This is a genomic window from Spirosoma utsteinense, assembly GCF_014282275.1.
Classification (GTDB): Bacteria; Bacteroidota; Bacteroidia; order Cytophagales; family Spirosomataceae; genus Spirosoma; species Spirosoma utsteinense.
Genome location: NZ_VFIA01000021.1, coordinates 39,947 through 55,455, shown reverse-complemented (window position 1 = coordinate 55,455; position 15,509 = coordinate 39,947). Strand labels below are relative to the sequence as shown.

Here is a 15,509-nt window from a genome sequence, read left to right as displayed (position 1 = left end):
TTATACCGTACCTGCCCGATTTTACGCAAACCGTTACGAAGTACCGGCTGAGACGTCTGTATGATCAGGCCTACATGTGCCGTTTCTCCACTTATGCATGCTTGACTTAACCGGCAAATCCATTCTCGTTACGGGCGGTACTGGCTCCTTTGGCAAAAAATTCGTCGAGATGGTTTACCAGCGCTTTCCGGCCGTAAAACGGGTAATCGTCTACTCCCGCGATGAGTTGAAGCAATTCGATATGGCGCAGACTTACCCCAGATTGCAGTACCCATCGATCCGGTTCATCATCGGCGATGTCCGGGATAAAGAACGGCTCCGCCGGGCCTGCGCAGGTGTCGACATTATTATTCATACGGCTGCCCTGAAGCAGGCTCCCACGGCCGAAGACAACCCAATGGAGTTCATTAAAACGAATATTCTGGGTGCCGACAACGTCATAAACGCGGCTCTCGACAACAAGGTCAAACGAGTCGTAGCCCTTTCTACCGACAAAGCCTCAGCTCCCATCAGTCTATATGGCGCTACCAAACTGTGCGCCGACAAACTCTTTATGGCGGCCAATAACCAGGCCGTCGACCGGGATACCTGCTTTTCGGTCGTCCGCTGTGGTAACCTGATTGGGTCGAGGGGGTCTGTGGTGCCGTTTTTCATGGAAAAACGGAAAGACGGTATTCTGCCCATTACCCACCCCGGAATGACCCGGTTCAGCATCTCGCCCGAAGCGGGTATCGAACTGATTTTCTACGCGCTGGAAAACGCCTGGGGTGGAGAGATTTTTGTTCCGAAGCTTCCTTCCTATCGCCTGATCGACGTGGCCGAAGCCATTGGCCCCGACTGCGAGCACAAACTGGTTGGCACCAGACCCGGCGAACGGCTCTACGAAGAAATGATTTCCGAGATCGATGCCAATAACACCATCGAAACGGACAATTACTACATTATTCTCCCCTCCTCACCTGGCTGGAACGTAGCGGCCTATATCAAGGCGTTTAATGGTCGCCGACTGGAGGCCGGTTTCCGCTACAACTCCGCTACCAACACCGACTGGCTGAGTGTGGAGCAACTGCGCGAACAGATTCGCACGCATGTCGATCCCTGCTTCGACATCCTCTGAAGCCGGAGCGGGCGGCTGGTGCCTGAAGGGTCAGTGCAGTTCTCACCTGAAAGCCGTAAATTTGAGGTGCTAAGCCGGGTAGATGCCTACAGTTGGCGGCCAAGTGTCATGAAACATGAGGGCCAGACTAACTTGATCTATTCGCTAGCAAACCTAATTGGAGAGTGAACGAACGAGCTGGCTGACGCCTTTCGTTGACAGGTTTGCTCTTTTACTCGTTCAGTACGTGGGTATCATTAAACGGCAGACCATACAGAGTTCCATTTACGCCTATGCGGGTGTAGGCGTAGGTTTTTTAACCCAGGGCGTCTTCTTTCCCAACTTGTTCAGCAAAGCGCAGATTGGACTGATGGCGCTGTTGATTGCCGTGTCGCAGGTGCTGGTACAGGCTTCGAGTCTGGGACTGAACAACGCAGGCGGGCGCTACTTTCCCTACTTTCGCAACAACGAGCGGCAGCATAACGGCTACCTGATCATCAGCAGCGTAACGACCCTCGTCGGTTTTGGTCTCTGCGTATTACTGCTATGGCTGGGCAAGCCGTGGGTAGTGGCGCAGTATGGCACGCAGTCACCCCTGTTCGTCGAATATTACCACCTCCTGTTGCCACTGACCCTGTTTACGGTTTATTTCGCCGTCTTCGACAACTACGCCAAGCTACTCTACGACCCGGTTACGGGTACGTTGCTGCAACAGTTCGTGCAGCGGGTTCTGATTCTGGCAGTAGGCGGTTTTTACTGGCTGGGCTGGCTCACCTTCGATCAATTCCTGGGCGTATGGTTACTGGCCTTTCTAATTCCAACATTGCTGATGGTAGCCAGTGTTGTCCGCGATGGAAACCTGTTCTTCGATCGACGGTATCTGTCGGTTACGCCCCAGCTACGCCGGGATTTGATCAGGTACGCCAGTTTGAGCTTAACGACTGCCTTATCGACGCAGATCATCGTAACCATCGACAAGGGCATGATCAGCAACACGCTGGGTCTGGATGCCACAGGGGTATACAGCACGGCTTCTTACTTTGCGGCTGTCATTGCCTTACCGGCCACGGCGCTTTACAAAGTAGCCGCAACGCTCATCGCCGAATCGTGGAAAGTAAACGACCGGGCCAATATCCTGATGATTTACCGAAAGAGCTGTCTCAACCAGCTTATTGCCGGGTGTCTGGTATTCGTAGGCGTAGCGGTTAACCTACCCAGCCTGTTTACTGTGCTCCCGGCAGGCTACGAAGCGGGTTATTTCGTTATTTTGTGGCTGGGACTGAGCAAAATCATCGATATGGCAACGGGTGTGAACGGCCTTATTCTATCTACGTCCCGCTTCTATGCGCTGGACTCGGTACTTTTTATTGGTCTAATCATCATCACGATCCTGGCCAATAGGTACCTCTTGCCACGGTATGGCATCAACGGAGCAGCTATTGGGGCGGTGCTGGCTACTTTTTCGTACAACTTTATCCGCACCTTACTGGTATGGGTGGCTTTTCGGATGCAGCCTTTTTCGTGGCGGAACGGGGCCGTACTTGTCGTAACTGCGCTGGTCTGGTTTCTAAGCGAACAAGTGCCCCATTACAGTGGGTCGATGTGGCAGACAGGCAGCGATGTGATCGTTCGTTCGAGCCTGATAACAGTCCTTTTTCTGGGCCTGCTCTATGTCCTGAACATTTCACCCGACGCGACCGATCTGCTGAACAGCGTTTGGCAACGGGCAAAAAAGATACGCGGTTAAATGATCGACCAACCCACACAGCCCACAGCTTCAGCTGTGGGTAACTGATCACCAACAACCAATCACCAATCACCAATAGCGAACCTATTTGTTTCTACTAAACTCCCACGACAGAAGATGTGGGCTGATTGATGCGAAAACTTCTTATTAAAGTATTTGGACTCGATACGCTGTACAAAGTGCGGAAGTCGCCTGTCGTCAACTTCCTGCCCCGGTTAAAGATGGCCAGCGGAGTGTATAACCACCGCTACAGCCAGATTCTGCGCTGGGGACTTGAGTCGCGCGAGGATACCAACTTCACCTATGAGCTGACCGACGACAATCTGTTGTATTTAGCGCATACAGTAGCCGTAGTGGCCAACGTGTCGCCCCAGCTGGTGCAGCAATACATCTGGGAAGCGCAAACGGACGAGACGCTGCGAAACCACATTCTCGAAAAAACCAAAACATCGTCGTACCGACGTGTAGCCGATTTGCGCGTAGAGTTTGGCCGGCGGCTGGGCTGGTATGCACTGGTGCGGCTTCGCAAACCGGCGGTTGTCATTGAAACAGGTGTTGACAAAGGCCTGGGTGCGGTGCTGCTCTGTTCGGCGCTGCTGCGAAACCGGGAAGAAGGCAACCCCGGCCGCTATTATGGTACCGATATTGCCACCAAGGCGGGCTACCTGCTCGACGGGCCTTATGGCGAGGTGGGTGAGGTACTTTATGGCGACTCGATCACGAGCCTGCGTGCGTTTAACCAGCCCATCGACCTGTTTATCAATGATAGCGACCACTCGGCCACCTACGAGGAAGACGAGTACCGGGTGGTACTGCCAAAACTTGGTACCGGCGGCCTGCTGCTCAGCGACAATGCCCATGAAACAAGTGCGCTGGCCCGGCTGTCGCTCGAAGTAGGGCGCAAATTTGTCTTTTTCAAAGAAATCCCGAAAGACCACTGGTACCCCGGCGCAGGTATCGGCTTTTCGTACTAACGAAGATCGTGGGGAGGTGGTAATGGGCCAGCAGGTATCCCCTTTCTCCCTCCTCCCTTTCCTCCCTCCTCCTTTCTATGTGGTTATTTAAATACCTGTTCACCAACGCCTACCGATCGCTGCAAACGCCTAACGGCCGGCGGCTGCTGTGGTTATTTTTTCGGTATGCCGGTCGGCCACGTCACCAGTCGGGCGTAATTCCGTTTTTAGGGTACCGCTTTCAGGTACCCGACGCGCTGTCATTTGTCTGGCAGTTCAAAGAGATATTTACCGACGAGTCGTACCGGTTCACGACCGACATCGCCAAACCGGTCATTCTCGACTGTGGGGCCAATATCGGCACCAGCCTGGCTTACTTCCGGCAAACGTATCCGCAGGCCCGGATCATCGCCTTTGAAGCCGATCCGGCCATCGGGGCCGTGCTGGCACAGAACCTGAAAGCCAACGGGATCAATGATATCGATGTGGTAAACAAAGCCGTCTGGATCAACGACGAAGGGCTTGATTTTGGCAGTGGTGAAGCCGATGGCGCGTCTATGTTTTCCGAAACAGGGCGCCGGCTGGTACCCTCCGTTCGGCTACGCGATTACCTGCTTCGCGAAACGCGCATCGACATGCTCAAGATCGACATCGAAGGCGCGGAGACCGACGTGCTGGTGGATTGTGCCGACGCCCTGGCCCACGTCCGCAACCTGTTCATCGAATACCACGCCTATATCGGTCATCCGCAAACGCTCGGCCTGATCACGCGTTTGCTGGAGAACCACGGATTCCGGTATTATATCGACAGCAACCAGTCACGGGTGCGGCCGCTGGTCAACCATCGTTACCGGGGCAACGATCTTATGGATCTGCAACTCAATATTTCCGCCTACCGCCCGTGAATGTCGTTATCCTCAGCACATATCAGCAATTTGGTGGGGCCGCCGTAGCCACCGGCCGACTGCACCGGGCGTTACAAAAGCATGGGGTTCAGACGACACTCCTCGTTGGCACGTCGGCCCGGCAGGAACGACACCAGCCCGCTCCGGACGTGACGTTCCTGGCTAATAATTTTCTGGCCGAACAAACTGCCTTTGGTCGGTTCGTGGCTGAACGGCTTTACTTTCTGCCGTTCGAGCGCGACCCGTCGGTTCGTTTTCATTTCTCTCCGGCGGTGTTCGGTACCGGCCTCAATTTCCACCCCGCCATTCAGCAGGCCGACGTTATCCACCTCCACTGGACCAGCTTCGGCTTCCTGTCGCTGAGCGGACTTCGGTCGCTGTTCGACTTGGGCAAACCGGTTGTCTGGACGCTGCACGATCAGTGGGCGTTTACGGGGGGCTGTCATTATACCGGTGGCTGCGATCATTTCCTGACCCATTGCCATCATTGCCCCTATCTGAAAAAACCGGGCGACAATGACTTGTCGGCCCGCCGATTCGACCGCAAGCAGTGGGCTTATGCCAACGCGCCACTCCATCTGGTTCACCCAAGTCGATGGCTGGCCGACCAGGCTGAGCGCAGCACCTTACTGGGTGGTTTTCCGCATCAGGTGATTCACAACACACTCGATCAGCAGGTGTTCACGCCCCATGCTACGCCTGATACGACCGTACCGCGTTTGCTTTTTGGTAGCGCGAATGTGACGGACAGCCGAAAAGGCTTTTCCTTTTTTGCCGAAGCATTGACGTTGCTGCATCAGCAATTTCCTGATCTCAAACCTGAAATTCTGGTCTTTGGCAAGGGGCGCTCGTACCTGTTCAACGAACTGCCCTACCCCATCCGGCAGTTGGGTATCCTGACCCACGAAGATGACATTGTGGCGGCTTACAACGCAGCTACGGCTATGGTTGTCCCCTCGCTGGAAGACAACTTGCCAAACACCATCGTAGAAGCCTTATCCTGCGGAACACCCGTGGTCGGCTTTCGTACGGGCGGGATTCCCGAAATGATCGACCATCAGCAGAATGGCTACCTGGCAGCTGTTGGGTCGGCCCAGGAACTGGCCGATGGACTCGCCTTCATACTCACCCATCCTGAACCGGGGCTACTACGTCAGCAGGCGCGCCGATCGGCCGAAGGCCGTTTTTCCGAAGTTCATATAGCCCGGCAACATATCGAGTTATATCAATCCTTGCTGAGTGAAAATTAAGCTGTCGGGACTGATTTAGTACGTTTGATCGCTTACCCGTTTACTTTTCAGCCTTATGCCGCCAACTGTATCTATCATTACTATCACCTACAATGCGGAACGGTTTCTGGAGCGTACGATCCAGAGTATCGTGGCGCAACAGGCAACGGATTACGAATACCTGGTGATCGACGGAGGGTCAACGGATGGTACGCTCGCTATAATCCGGCGTTATGGCGATCACATTACGCAGTGGATTTCAGAACCAGACAAGGGCCTGTACGATGCCATGAACAAAGGACTGCACCGGGCGCAGGGGCGATACGTCTGGTTCATGAATGCAGGGGATGAACTGTATGACCCACAAACGCTGCCCCGACTGCTGGAAAAGATCAGGATAACCTCGGCCGACGTGTATTACAGCGATGCGCTGTTCGTTCGTGATGACAGCGGGCAGGGGCCGGTTGCGGTTGGTTTGAGAAGTGCCATAACCCCCCATACCCTCCCCCACAACCTAATCTGGCAAGACATGGCGCTGGGTATGAAGGTGTGCCATCAGGCCTTTGTAGCGAAGCGGACCATTGCCCCCGATTACCCGACCGATAACCTCAGTGCTGACCTGGATTGGGAAATCCGGTGTTTGAAAGCAGCCCGACTTATCGAATTTCTGCCTTTTATCCTGTGCCGCTATCTCCTGGGCGGGGTGTCGGTTCAACAGCATCGCCGATCCCTGACAGACCGGTTTAAGGTATTGGCCGATCATTTCGGACTGGTCCCCACGGCCATCAATCACGGACGGATTATCTGGCGGGCCTGGCTGTTCAAAAAAGGATGAATTCGTTACCTGCTTCTACCATCGGGGTAGCGGATAAAAGGTCATTTCTTCGTTTGCGGGTTACCCTTGTTTTTAAATTTGTTTGAATCGACAGGGATAATTGACCGTTCACTACCTTTTGATTGGGAAATGCAGATAAATTTGCGGGGTTTATTCCCGTAAGGCCCCGTCTTCTTGTGCTTTTTAGATAAAAAATAGACTTAACCAATGAAAAGAATTGCTGTTTTTACCTCGGGTGGTGATGCACCTGGTATGAACGCCTGCATCCGGGCAGTTGTCCGGGGGGCGGTCTATCATGGTATTGAGGTATTTGGTATCCGCCGGGGGTATAACGGAATGATAAACGGCGACATTTTTCAGATGTCTTCGCATTCGGTGAGCAACATCGTGCAACGCGGAGGAACCATACTTAAATCGGCCCGTAGTAAAGAGTTCATGACGCCCGAAGGTCGTTCGAAAGCGTACGACCAGCTTCAGAAATTTGGCATCGAAGGGTTAGTAGCCATTGGTGGTAACGGTACCTTTACGGGTGCCACGCTATTTTTCGATGAGTACGGCATCCCTACTGTAGGCGCTCCCGGCACCATCGATAATGATCTGTATGGCACCGATTATACTATTGGCTTCGATACGGCCGTCAACACGGCGCTTGAAGCCATTGACAAAATTCGGGATACTGCCGACTCGCACGACCGTATCTTTTTCATTGAAGTCATGGGCCGTGATTCGGGTTATATCGCCATTCAGTCAGGAATTGCGGGTGGTGCCGAATTAGTTATGGTCCCGGAGGTACTAACGCCTATTTCAGAAGTAGTCGAAACGCTGAAAGCGGGCTGGAGTCGTCAAAAAGCCTCTTCTATCATTATCGTTGCTGAAGGGGAGGAAGAAGGGAATGCGAACGAAATAGCCGAAAAGATCAGGGCGCAGGTCCAGTCTGATATAGACATGCGTGTTACAACGCTGGGCCATATTCAGCGCGGAGGCATTCCAACGGCTTACGACCGGATACTGGCTAGTCGGCTGGGTCTGGGTGCGCTGGAAGGCCTGATGAACGGCGAGAAAAACGTCATGGCGGGTGTTGTCAACAACGAACTTGTCTACACCCCTTTCAAAGACACCATCCGATTGCCCAAGCCCATCAATGAGGATTTGCTTCGGATGGTCAAGATCTTGTCGGTGTGATTTTTAGTTGTAGAAGTCGTAAGAGTCGTAGAAGTCGTAAGTCGTAGAAGTCGTAGAAGTCGTAAGTGGCTGAAGCGTGTGTTGCTTTCGCGTCAGCCACTTACGACTTCTACGACTTACGACTTTTACGACTTCCAATCACACATACCCTACTACCCAATACACGAGGTACCCCACGATCTCTCTTGTCAGGTAGAAGGAGTCGGCGAAGGTTTGCTCATGGGGTAGGATGAAATCGCCGGGTTCGAAGGCCCGGCGACTGCTTAGAAAACCGCCGGGAAAAGGCTTCACTACTACGCTTTCTTTCTGAAAACAAGCCACAGCCCGGCGCATGTGCGACGCCGAGGTAACCAGGACACAGCGATTGGTACCGAACCGATCGTGAAGCATCCGGGCCGAAAACTGCGCATTCTCATGCGTATTCCTCGACTTCCCTTCCAGCACAATATCGGCGGGCCTAACGCCCGACGCGATCAAAAACGTCGTGGTCATTTTTCCTTCGTCAATGACGTTTTTTCGTTGAAAGGGTAAATCGCCGGGACCACCGCTAATCAGGATCTTCTGCACCGCTCCGGTTTTGTACAGATACAGGGCCTGGCCAGCCCGGTCGGCTTCCCGACCCAACAGAAAGCGCTCGCCCGGAACATCTTTTCCGATGTTGGCCATTCCCCCCGTCAACACCACCGCAATCGTACGGCCCGAGTCGGCGGATACACGCGAAGGGGCATACTCCCACTGTAAAGCCAGTTCATTGACCAGAGCCGGGTTACCGAAAAGCCAGAATGTAGCAAGGCCAGCGCCGACCAGCAAACGACGACGGCGTGCATTTTTCGTCAGTAAAGCCAGCAGCAGCGCACCGACCAGCCAGCCAGCGGGCGTTAACAGATAATAAAGCGTTTTAGAAAAGAAATAAAACATAGACTATGAGGAACATGGCAAACGTTTTGTAGACAGTTAGCTTAGGCTAAATCCGTAAATTTGTCACCACGCTGCCACGAATATACGTGCCTCCCTGTATGAAAAAACCCTTCTTGACCGCCCTTGCCGGTTTATTACTAATCTCATTCGCCTGGGCGCAATCGCCCTCTACCAAAAGTTTCAAAATAACCGGCCGCGTCAATGGGCTGAAAGACACGACGCTCGTACTGGCTCACTATTTTGGCGCTACCCAATACATACCCCAGGATACAGCCCGTGTCGATGGGGCCGGAAATTTTATGTTCGAAGGAGCAAAGCAGCTTCCAACTGGTTTGTACCTCGTTGTTTCGCCTAAAATCGGCAACATCGAACTGTTGATGGACAATGATCAGGCATTCTCCTTCGAGACCGATACAGGCAGTGTTATCAAAAAAATGAAAGTCACCGGCTCGGCCGAAAATGAACTGTTCTACGGCTACCAGCAGCAACTCGGCCAGCTTATGGAAGACGCGCAGGCACTAAACGTGCAGAGAAAGCTGCGTACCGATGCCACATCGACTGCCATGTTCAATGAGCAGATGTCTATTCTGCAAAAAAAGGCGCAAAGCCAGCGGGAGCAATTTTTCAAGGACAACAGCAACACCTTCGCGGTTAAGTTACTAAAGGCGTCGGCAGAACCCAATGTACCGCCCGCCCCAAAAGCCGCCAATGGACGACCAGACTCCGTGTGGGTGTTCAACTACTTCAAAAGCCATTTCTGGGATGACTACGACTTTGCCGATGACCGATTTGTGCGGTCGCCTATCCTACAGCGCAAACTGGACCGGTACCTGAAAGAGCTCACGGTACAAAATGCGGATTCTCTGATAAAAGAAGCCGATTTCCTGGTCGGGAAGGCAGTGACCGGTAAGAGCAAAGAGGTAAAAGCCTATACGATCTGGTACATCACCAGCCAGTATGAGCAACCCAAGGTGATGGGAACCGATGGCTTATACGTTCACATGTTCGAGAAATATTACGCTACCGGCGTCATGCCCGTGAGCGATACGGCTACCGTCCGGAAAATCGGCGAACGCGTTGCTACCCTCAAGCCGACGCTGGTTGGTAAAATACTCGTATCGCCCACCGTGAGCGATACGCTCCGCCGACCAATTGCATTGTCGGCCATCAAGTCCGACTATACGATCGTTTACTTCTATGCGCCACACTGCGGCCATTGCCGCGACAGTGCGCCCAAGCTCAAGAAGTTTATTGATGACTACAAGGGGAAGGGTGTTGAAGTGCTGGCGATCCCTGTGGAAGACAGCCCCGACGAGTGGAAGAAATTCATTCGCGAGTTCAAACTGCAAAAGGCGCTCAATGGCTACGATTATGCGTCACGGACCAACTACCGGCAGCAATACGACGTCTGGACCACGCCCACTCTTTATGTACTCGACAAAAACAAAAAAATCATAGCCCGCAAACTTCCTGTTGAGCAGTTGGAGGATTTTGTACTCTTCCACAAAAAGCAGCAGGCAGCCCAAAAAACGTCGGTAGCCACGGTGAAAGCGAAGTAATAGAGGGGAATTAAAAGGAGTAGGGGGAAGAAAGGGAGGAAGGAGTTGCGTAATGGCATTCTTTTCCTCCCTTTCCTCCCCTACTCCCTTTCCTCCCCTCTTATCTCATCTTCGTTCGTTTCACCAGATAGGATGTCAGAATCTGATCGAACCCCTGCGCGATATCGGCTTCGATGAAGTCGATTTTGTATTGGCCACACCGCATCTTCAACTCCTGAAAGTACGTCTTCACTGCCTGCTGATAGGTATCGCGCACCTGCCCCGGCTGAAGTTTCACTTTCTCCCCGGTTTCCAGGTCGATGAACTCATACGGCCGCTCGTCGAAGGAAAAGTCTTCTTCGGTCTTTTTATCCGTGACGTGAAACACCAGTACCTCATGCAGGTTATGCCGCAGGTGTTGCAGCGCGGAGAAAAGGGCATCGCTTTTCTCACTGTTCTCAAACATATCGCTGAAAATTATGACCAGTGACCGCTTGTTAATTTTTTCGGCAACCTGATGGATCACGTCGGCAGCGGCTGTTTTTCGCAACGGCTTCGGCTGGAGCATCAACAGGTCCAGCTGTGTGAACAGTTTATGAACGTGCGACGGCGTCGATTTCACGGGCGTTTGCAGATCGATCACATCGGCAAAGGTTGTCAGGCTAACGGCATCTTTCTGGCGCTGTAGCATATAAGCCAGACAGGCAGCCGCCATGACGCTAAACGTCATCTTCCCGTAATTGGCCTCCGGGTAATACATCGACGACGACGTATCGATGAGCAGGTGGCACCGTAGGTTGGTTTCCTCCTCATAGCGCTTCACGAACAGCTTTTCGGTCTTGCCAAATACTTTCCAGTCGATATGCCGTGTGGTTTCGCCGGTATTATAGAGCCGGTGCTCGGCAAACTCAACCGAGAATCCGTGGAAGGGCGATTTATGCAGCCCTGTAATAAAGCCTTCGACCATCTGACGAGCCAGAAATTCGACATTACCGTAAGACCGTACCTGGCTTAAATTCAGCGGTTGTTTCATTCTATAAACTTTGGTAAAGTTTCGGACTTTGCCAAGAGAAGACCGCAAAAAGATCGCCCGATACTCCGGCAGGAATTGCACAGAGGAGTATCGGGCGACGGTTACGTACTACGGACTGAAGTCCGTGGTAGGTAGCTTACAATACAGGTTCCAGCATTGGCTGGTAAGCAACAGGAATAGAGAATGGGTTTGTCAGGGGTGCCATAGCGATGGCGCGACCTTTACCGACAACCCGAAGCGATACGTTGGCAACGCCCTTCGAGATCATCCCCAGCGCATGGGCAGCGGCATGGGTAAGATCGATAACACGGCCTTTGGTAAATGGCCCCCGATCATTGATTCGTACAATTACGGAGCGGTTGTTATCGAGATTCGTAACTTCAACTAGTGTGTTTAGCGGTAAACGAAGATGGGCACCTTCGAGAGCGTCTGGGCTGACGCGTTCACCGTAAGCGGTCTTACGACCCGTAAACTTTTTAGAATAAAAAGACGCTTTGCCTTTCTGTATGAGGCTTGGGAGAGCCTCCGTCGGTTTCATGTTGCCAAAAAACAACATAAGGGACATGATTAAACTCATACAGCTTTTCGTTAGATGATAAGAACAGATGAAGCAAACTCAGTAGACCATGTCTACAGCCTCACCCCCAAAAAGTGCAATTCCTTAAAAACAAATATACAGAAGACAGGTCTTATTACCAAGGCATTAGCCAAAAATCTGTAGAACGGCCTCCACAACAATGGTGTTTTTTGTAGGTATTTCGCTACGAAATATAGTTTGCCAAATCTTTTTGTTCTTATACGAATGCCCGTACTTTAGCATCTACTAACACACTAAACCTCACTGATTGTGGACGAACGAGAACGGGAGAAAATCTATTCCAAACGGGTTCGGGCGGGCAAACGGACTTATTTCTTCGACGTAAAATCGACCCGCGCCAACGACTATTATATTACCATTACCGAAAGTCGGCGGTTACCGCAGGGCGAGGGATTTACCTATGAAAAACAAAAACTGTTTCTTTACAAAGAAGACTTTCACAAATTCATCGAGGCCTTGCAGGAAACTGTCGATCACGTAAAAACAGAGCTGCTACCCGACGTAGATTTCAGCCAGTTCGTGCGCCCCGAACGCGATGAACAGACCGATTTCGCCAGTGAACTCAAATGGGAATAATCCATAGACTATGTAAGAACGCTACTCATCGGTCCGGCCCTGGACAACAGCCCCTTTCAATAATCAACCGCTTATGCTTTCGACTCCACGTCGGAGGCTTTTTTTATTGTAAATTTGCAAATCAGTTAGTGAGTCAAACCAGTAGATCAGTCAGTTAGCAACTGATGCGTTCAGCGCTTACCGACTTACTAACTTTCTGACTTATCAACTTATTTACATGGGCTTACAATGTGGTATCGTAGGGTTGCCAAACGTTGGCAAATCGACGCTGTTTAATGCAATATCGAGCGGTAAGGCCGAAGCGGCCAATTACCCATTCTGTACTATAGAACCAAACGTGGGTGTCGTTACCGTCCCCGACGAACGCCTGGATGCCCTCGAAGGCCTGGTGAAACCACAGCGGGTGGTGCCGACCATTATCGAATTCGTAGATATTGCCGGACTGGTAAAAGGTGCCAGCCAGGGTGCAGGTCTGGGCAATAAATTCCTGGCCAACATTCGTGAGGTCGACGCCATTGTTCACGTCATCCGCTGCTTCGAAGACGATAACATCGTTCACGTCGAAGGCAAGGTCAATCCTGTCTCAGATAAAGAAATCATCGACGCCGAACTGCAACTGAAAGATCTGGAAGCAGTCGACAAGAAAATTCAGCGGATCGACAAAGCAGCCCGCGTGGGCGATGCCAAAGCGAAATCGGAACTTGAGGTGCTGAAGCTGTTCAAGACAGCGCTGGAAGCCGGCAAAAGCGCCCGGACGGTCGACGTATCGGCCGAAGATCGTGAAGCGGCTATCAGTGACATTTCTCTGCTGACGGTGAAGCCGGTTATTTACGTAGCCAACGTCGACGAAGGATCGCTGCCCAATGGCAATGCCTACTCCGACGCGCTCAAGGAAGCCGTTAAAGACGAGGGGGCCGAAGTGATCGTGATCAGCGCGGGCATCGAGTCGCAGATTGCCGAGATGGAAGATCCTGAAGAGCGGGAGCTGTTTCTGGGCGAGTACAGCCTGACCGAATCCGGCCTGAACAAACTCATCAAAGCGTCGTATCGCCTGCTGGGTCTGATTACTTATTTCACGGCGGGTGTAAAGGAGGTCCGTGCCTGGACGATTCACCGGGGTTGGAAAGCACCCCAGGCCGCTGGCGTCATCCACTCCGATTTTGAGCGTAAGTTCATCCGGGCACAGGTCATGAAACTCCCCGACTTCTCCCAGTTCAAAACAGAAGCGGCTGTCCGCGAAGCGGGTAAGCTGGCCGTTGAAGGCAAGGAATACGTCGTTCAGGACGGCGACATCATGGAATTCCTGCACAGCGCGTAGGGCTTTCTTTCAGCACTAGAGCGCCTGGTTAACGGAGCGGGCGGAAGCTCGCTCTTTTTCGTTCCCATGATCACGTAGCCAGAATAGGATAAATCTACACCGATTTAGCTATGTACACCGTAATTTAATATACTGTTTTTGTGAATTTAAATACATCAGACGTGAAACGCTCCCACATTTTGAGAGGAGTTCCTACTTATAGCGCCATCTGTCTCTTTATCTGTATTCTTTATCTATCTCTTGCAACTTACGATACGTATTATTCAAAGACTGATCAGTTGGTAAACGGATTCGCGTTCCGAAATATCCTCGTCGCCGTTTTTGTTAGTTGTCTGATCTTCTTTTTGTTGTATCGGGGACTGACCTCACGCTATAAGTTTATGCAGAACAGCGCGCTGTCCGTCAGCGCTACCGTTCTCCTGCTGCTCTTGCTGGAAACAGGTGCCCACATTCTGATCGGGATGGAGGTGTTTGGTAAGATCGAGATGACATACAGGCGTTTCTATATAAGTCCGGACGTTGCTAACCGGAAGCCCATGTTCTGGGGCGATTTCAGCAAAGAAGCCGGACGCTGGCGGGTAGCTAACGCAAGTCACACCGCCCACGATTGTATGGGTAACTCCATACCTTGGCATTCAAACTCGGTAGGGGCCAGCGACCGGGAACGAAGCATTCAAAAGAGAGACTCAAGCCAGAAACGGGTGGCTATACTTGGCGATTCATTCATGGAAGGCATGCTGGTTAACGCCCAGTACCGGTTATCGAACCGTCTGGAAGCAGGAACGGGCCATGAACATCTGAACTTTGCCGTTAACGGCAGCAGTCCCATCAACTATTATTTGGTTTACAAAAACATTGCAAAGCGGTTTGAGCACGACGTTGTCCTGATAGGTTTGCTGCCGGCCAACGACTTCCAGGATTATACTCCCGACCAAGCGTATAAGCTGGTCGAATGGCCCATCTATCGGCCTTACTGGCAAGGCACCTATCCCGCTTATTCGTTGAAGTATTCACTTACTGCTATTGAACAGTCCATTTCGCGGAACAATCGAACAACGGGTGGCTTGCTCAGTGTGGTCGATTCCGTATATAGTCAGTTACCCATAGCAGACCGATTAAAAGCTGATATCCTTCTCAATTCCGGAATTTTCAAGATCGTTCAGACTTTGTCGGCGCGATGGCTGATTACGAAAGGACGTTTAACTCAATACGAGCAATTTCCGGAGGCCAATTTTTTAGCGATGCGTTACTCACTCGAACAGATCGTGGCGGAAGCCAAAGGCAGGAAAGTAGTGCTGCTGTCGATACCTATCCAGAATGACATTGAAGCCATTCGGAACGGTCATAAAAACCAGTTGGACGGCCGGCTGCGGAAATTTTGCGACCAGCATCATATTTTGTTTGTACCGCTTCTGCCCCACTTTCTGGCCTACAAAGGCAACGTAGCCGATTTGTTCGTCACCTGCGACGGGCACTGGTCGAAAAAAGGGGAGCAGTTTGTGTCCGATCTACTTTTACAAAACCGGCAGTATAGATCCCTGTTAACTAACTAAAAATGGGTGGGATAGCCTGCTCATGTAG

14 protein-coding genes are annotated in these 15,509 nt (G+C 51.9%); 11 read left to right on the top strand and 3 right to left on the bottom strand.

The window, feature by feature from the left end:
• The first annotated feature begins 97 nt into the window (after positions 1-97).
• The 7 genes from pseB (at position 98) to pfkA (ending at position 7,947) form a co-directional block, all read left to right on the top strand.
• The gene (gene pseB, locus FH603_RS16875; RefSeq protein WP_186738717.1) at positions 98-1,117 is read left to right on the top strand and encodes a UDP-N-acetylglucosamine 4,6-dehydratase (inverting); all 1,020 of its coding nucleotides are present in this window, start codon (positions 98-100) and stop codon (positions 1,115-1,117) included.
• Between the two features lie 226 nt (positions 1,118-1,343).
• A complete protein-coding gene (locus tag FH603_RS16870; RefSeq protein WP_186738715.1) occupies positions 1,344-2,843 on the top strand; it encodes a lipopolysaccharide biosynthesis protein in 1,500 nt (499 codons plus the stop codon).
• A 131-nt stretch (positions 2,844-2,974) separates the two neighbouring features.
• On the top strand, positions 2,975-3,817 hold the full coding sequence (locus tag FH603_RS16865; protein WP_186738713.1) for a class I SAM-dependent methyltransferase: 843 nt from the start codon (positions 2,975-2,977) through the stop codon (positions 3,815-3,817).
• Between the two features lie 77 nt (positions 3,818-3,894).
• Positions 3,895-4,701, top strand: coding sequence for an FkbM family methyltransferase (locus FH603_RS16860; RefSeq protein ID WP_186738712.1), 807 nt, complete (start codon positions 3,895-3,897; stop codon positions 4,699-4,701).
• Positions 4,698-5,951 carry a glycosyltransferase gene (locus FH603_RS16855; protein WP_186738711.1) on the top strand — a complete coding sequence of 418 codons (1,254 nt, stop codon included), beginning with the start codon at positions 4,698-4,700 and terminating at the stop codon, positions 5,949-5,951. Before FH603_RS16860 ends, FH603_RS16855 begins: the two co-directional genes overlap by 4 nt.
• A gap of 55 nt (positions 5,952-6,006) precedes the next feature.
• Entirely contained in the window at positions 6,007-6,765 is a 759-nt protein-coding gene (locus tag FH603_RS16850) for a glycosyltransferase family 2 protein (RefSeq protein ID WP_186738710.1), read from the top strand.
• 207 nt (positions 6,766-6,972) lie between these two features.
• The gene (gene pfkA / locus FH603_RS16845) at positions 6,973-7,947 is read left to right on the top strand and encodes a 6-phosphofructokinase (RefSeq protein WP_186738709.1); all 975 of its coding nucleotides are present in this window, start codon (positions 6,973-6,975) and stop codon (positions 7,945-7,947) included.
• A gap of 138 nt (positions 7,948-8,085) precedes the next feature.
• Here the strand turns inward: pfkA and FH603_RS16840 are convergent, their stop codons facing one another.
• Positions 8,086-8,865: a YdcF family protein gene (locus tag FH603_RS16840; protein ID WP_186738708.1), complete on the bottom strand. Its 780-nt coding sequence runs from the start codon at positions 8,863-8,865 to the stop codon at positions 8,086-8,088.
• Positions 8,866-8,963: 98 nt separating this feature from the next.
• On the opposite strand from FH603_RS16840, the gene FH603_RS16835 reads away from it, so the two are divergent.
• Complete coding sequence (locus FH603_RS16835) at positions 8,964-10,424, top strand: TlpA family protein disulfide reductase (protein ID WP_186738707.1); 1,461 nt, start codon at positions 8,964-8,966, stop codon at positions 10,422-10,424.
• Positions 10,425-10,524: 100 nt separating this feature from the next.
• Here the strand turns inward: FH603_RS16835 and FH603_RS16830 are convergent, their stop codons facing one another.
• Both FH603_RS16830 and FH603_RS16825 read right to left on the bottom strand, forming a co-directional pair.
• Positions 10,525-11,436, bottom strand: a complete 912-nt coding sequence (locus FH603_RS16830; RefSeq protein ID WP_186738706.1) for a DUF58 domain-containing protein — start codon at positions 11,434-11,436, stop codon at positions 10,525-10,527.
• 136 nt (positions 11,437-11,572) lie between these two features.
• Positions 11,573-12,013 (bottom strand): septal ring lytic transglycosylase RlpA family protein, encoded by a 441-nt coding sequence (locus FH603_RS16825; RefSeq protein ID WP_186738705.1) that lies wholly within the window; start codon positions 12,011-12,013, stop codon positions 11,573-11,575.
• A gap of 270 nt (positions 12,014-12,283) precedes the next feature.
• On the opposite strand from FH603_RS16825, the gene FH603_RS16820 reads away from it, so the two are divergent.
• The 3 genes from FH603_RS16820 (at position 12,284) to FH603_RS16810 (ending at position 15,481) form a co-directional block, all read left to right on the top strand.
• The gene (locus tag FH603_RS16820) at positions 12,284-12,610 is read left to right on the top strand and encodes a DUF3276 family protein (protein WP_186738704.1); all 327 of its coding nucleotides are present in this window, start codon (positions 12,284-12,286) and stop codon (positions 12,608-12,610) included.
• 217 nt (positions 12,611-12,827) lie between these two features.
• Positions 12,828-13,928 carry a redox-regulated ATPase YchF gene (gene ychF / locus FH603_RS16815; protein ID WP_186738703.1) on the top strand — a complete coding sequence of 367 codons (1,101 nt, stop codon included), beginning with the start codon at positions 12,828-12,830 and terminating at the stop codon, positions 13,926-13,928.
• A gap of 380 nt (positions 13,929-14,308) precedes the next feature.
• Positions 14,309-15,481 (top strand): SGNH/GDSL hydrolase family protein, encoded by a 1,173-nt coding sequence (locus FH603_RS16810; RefSeq protein ID WP_186738702.1) that lies wholly within the window; start codon positions 14,309-14,311, stop codon positions 15,479-15,481.
• Positions 15,482-15,509: the final 28 nt, after the last annotated feature.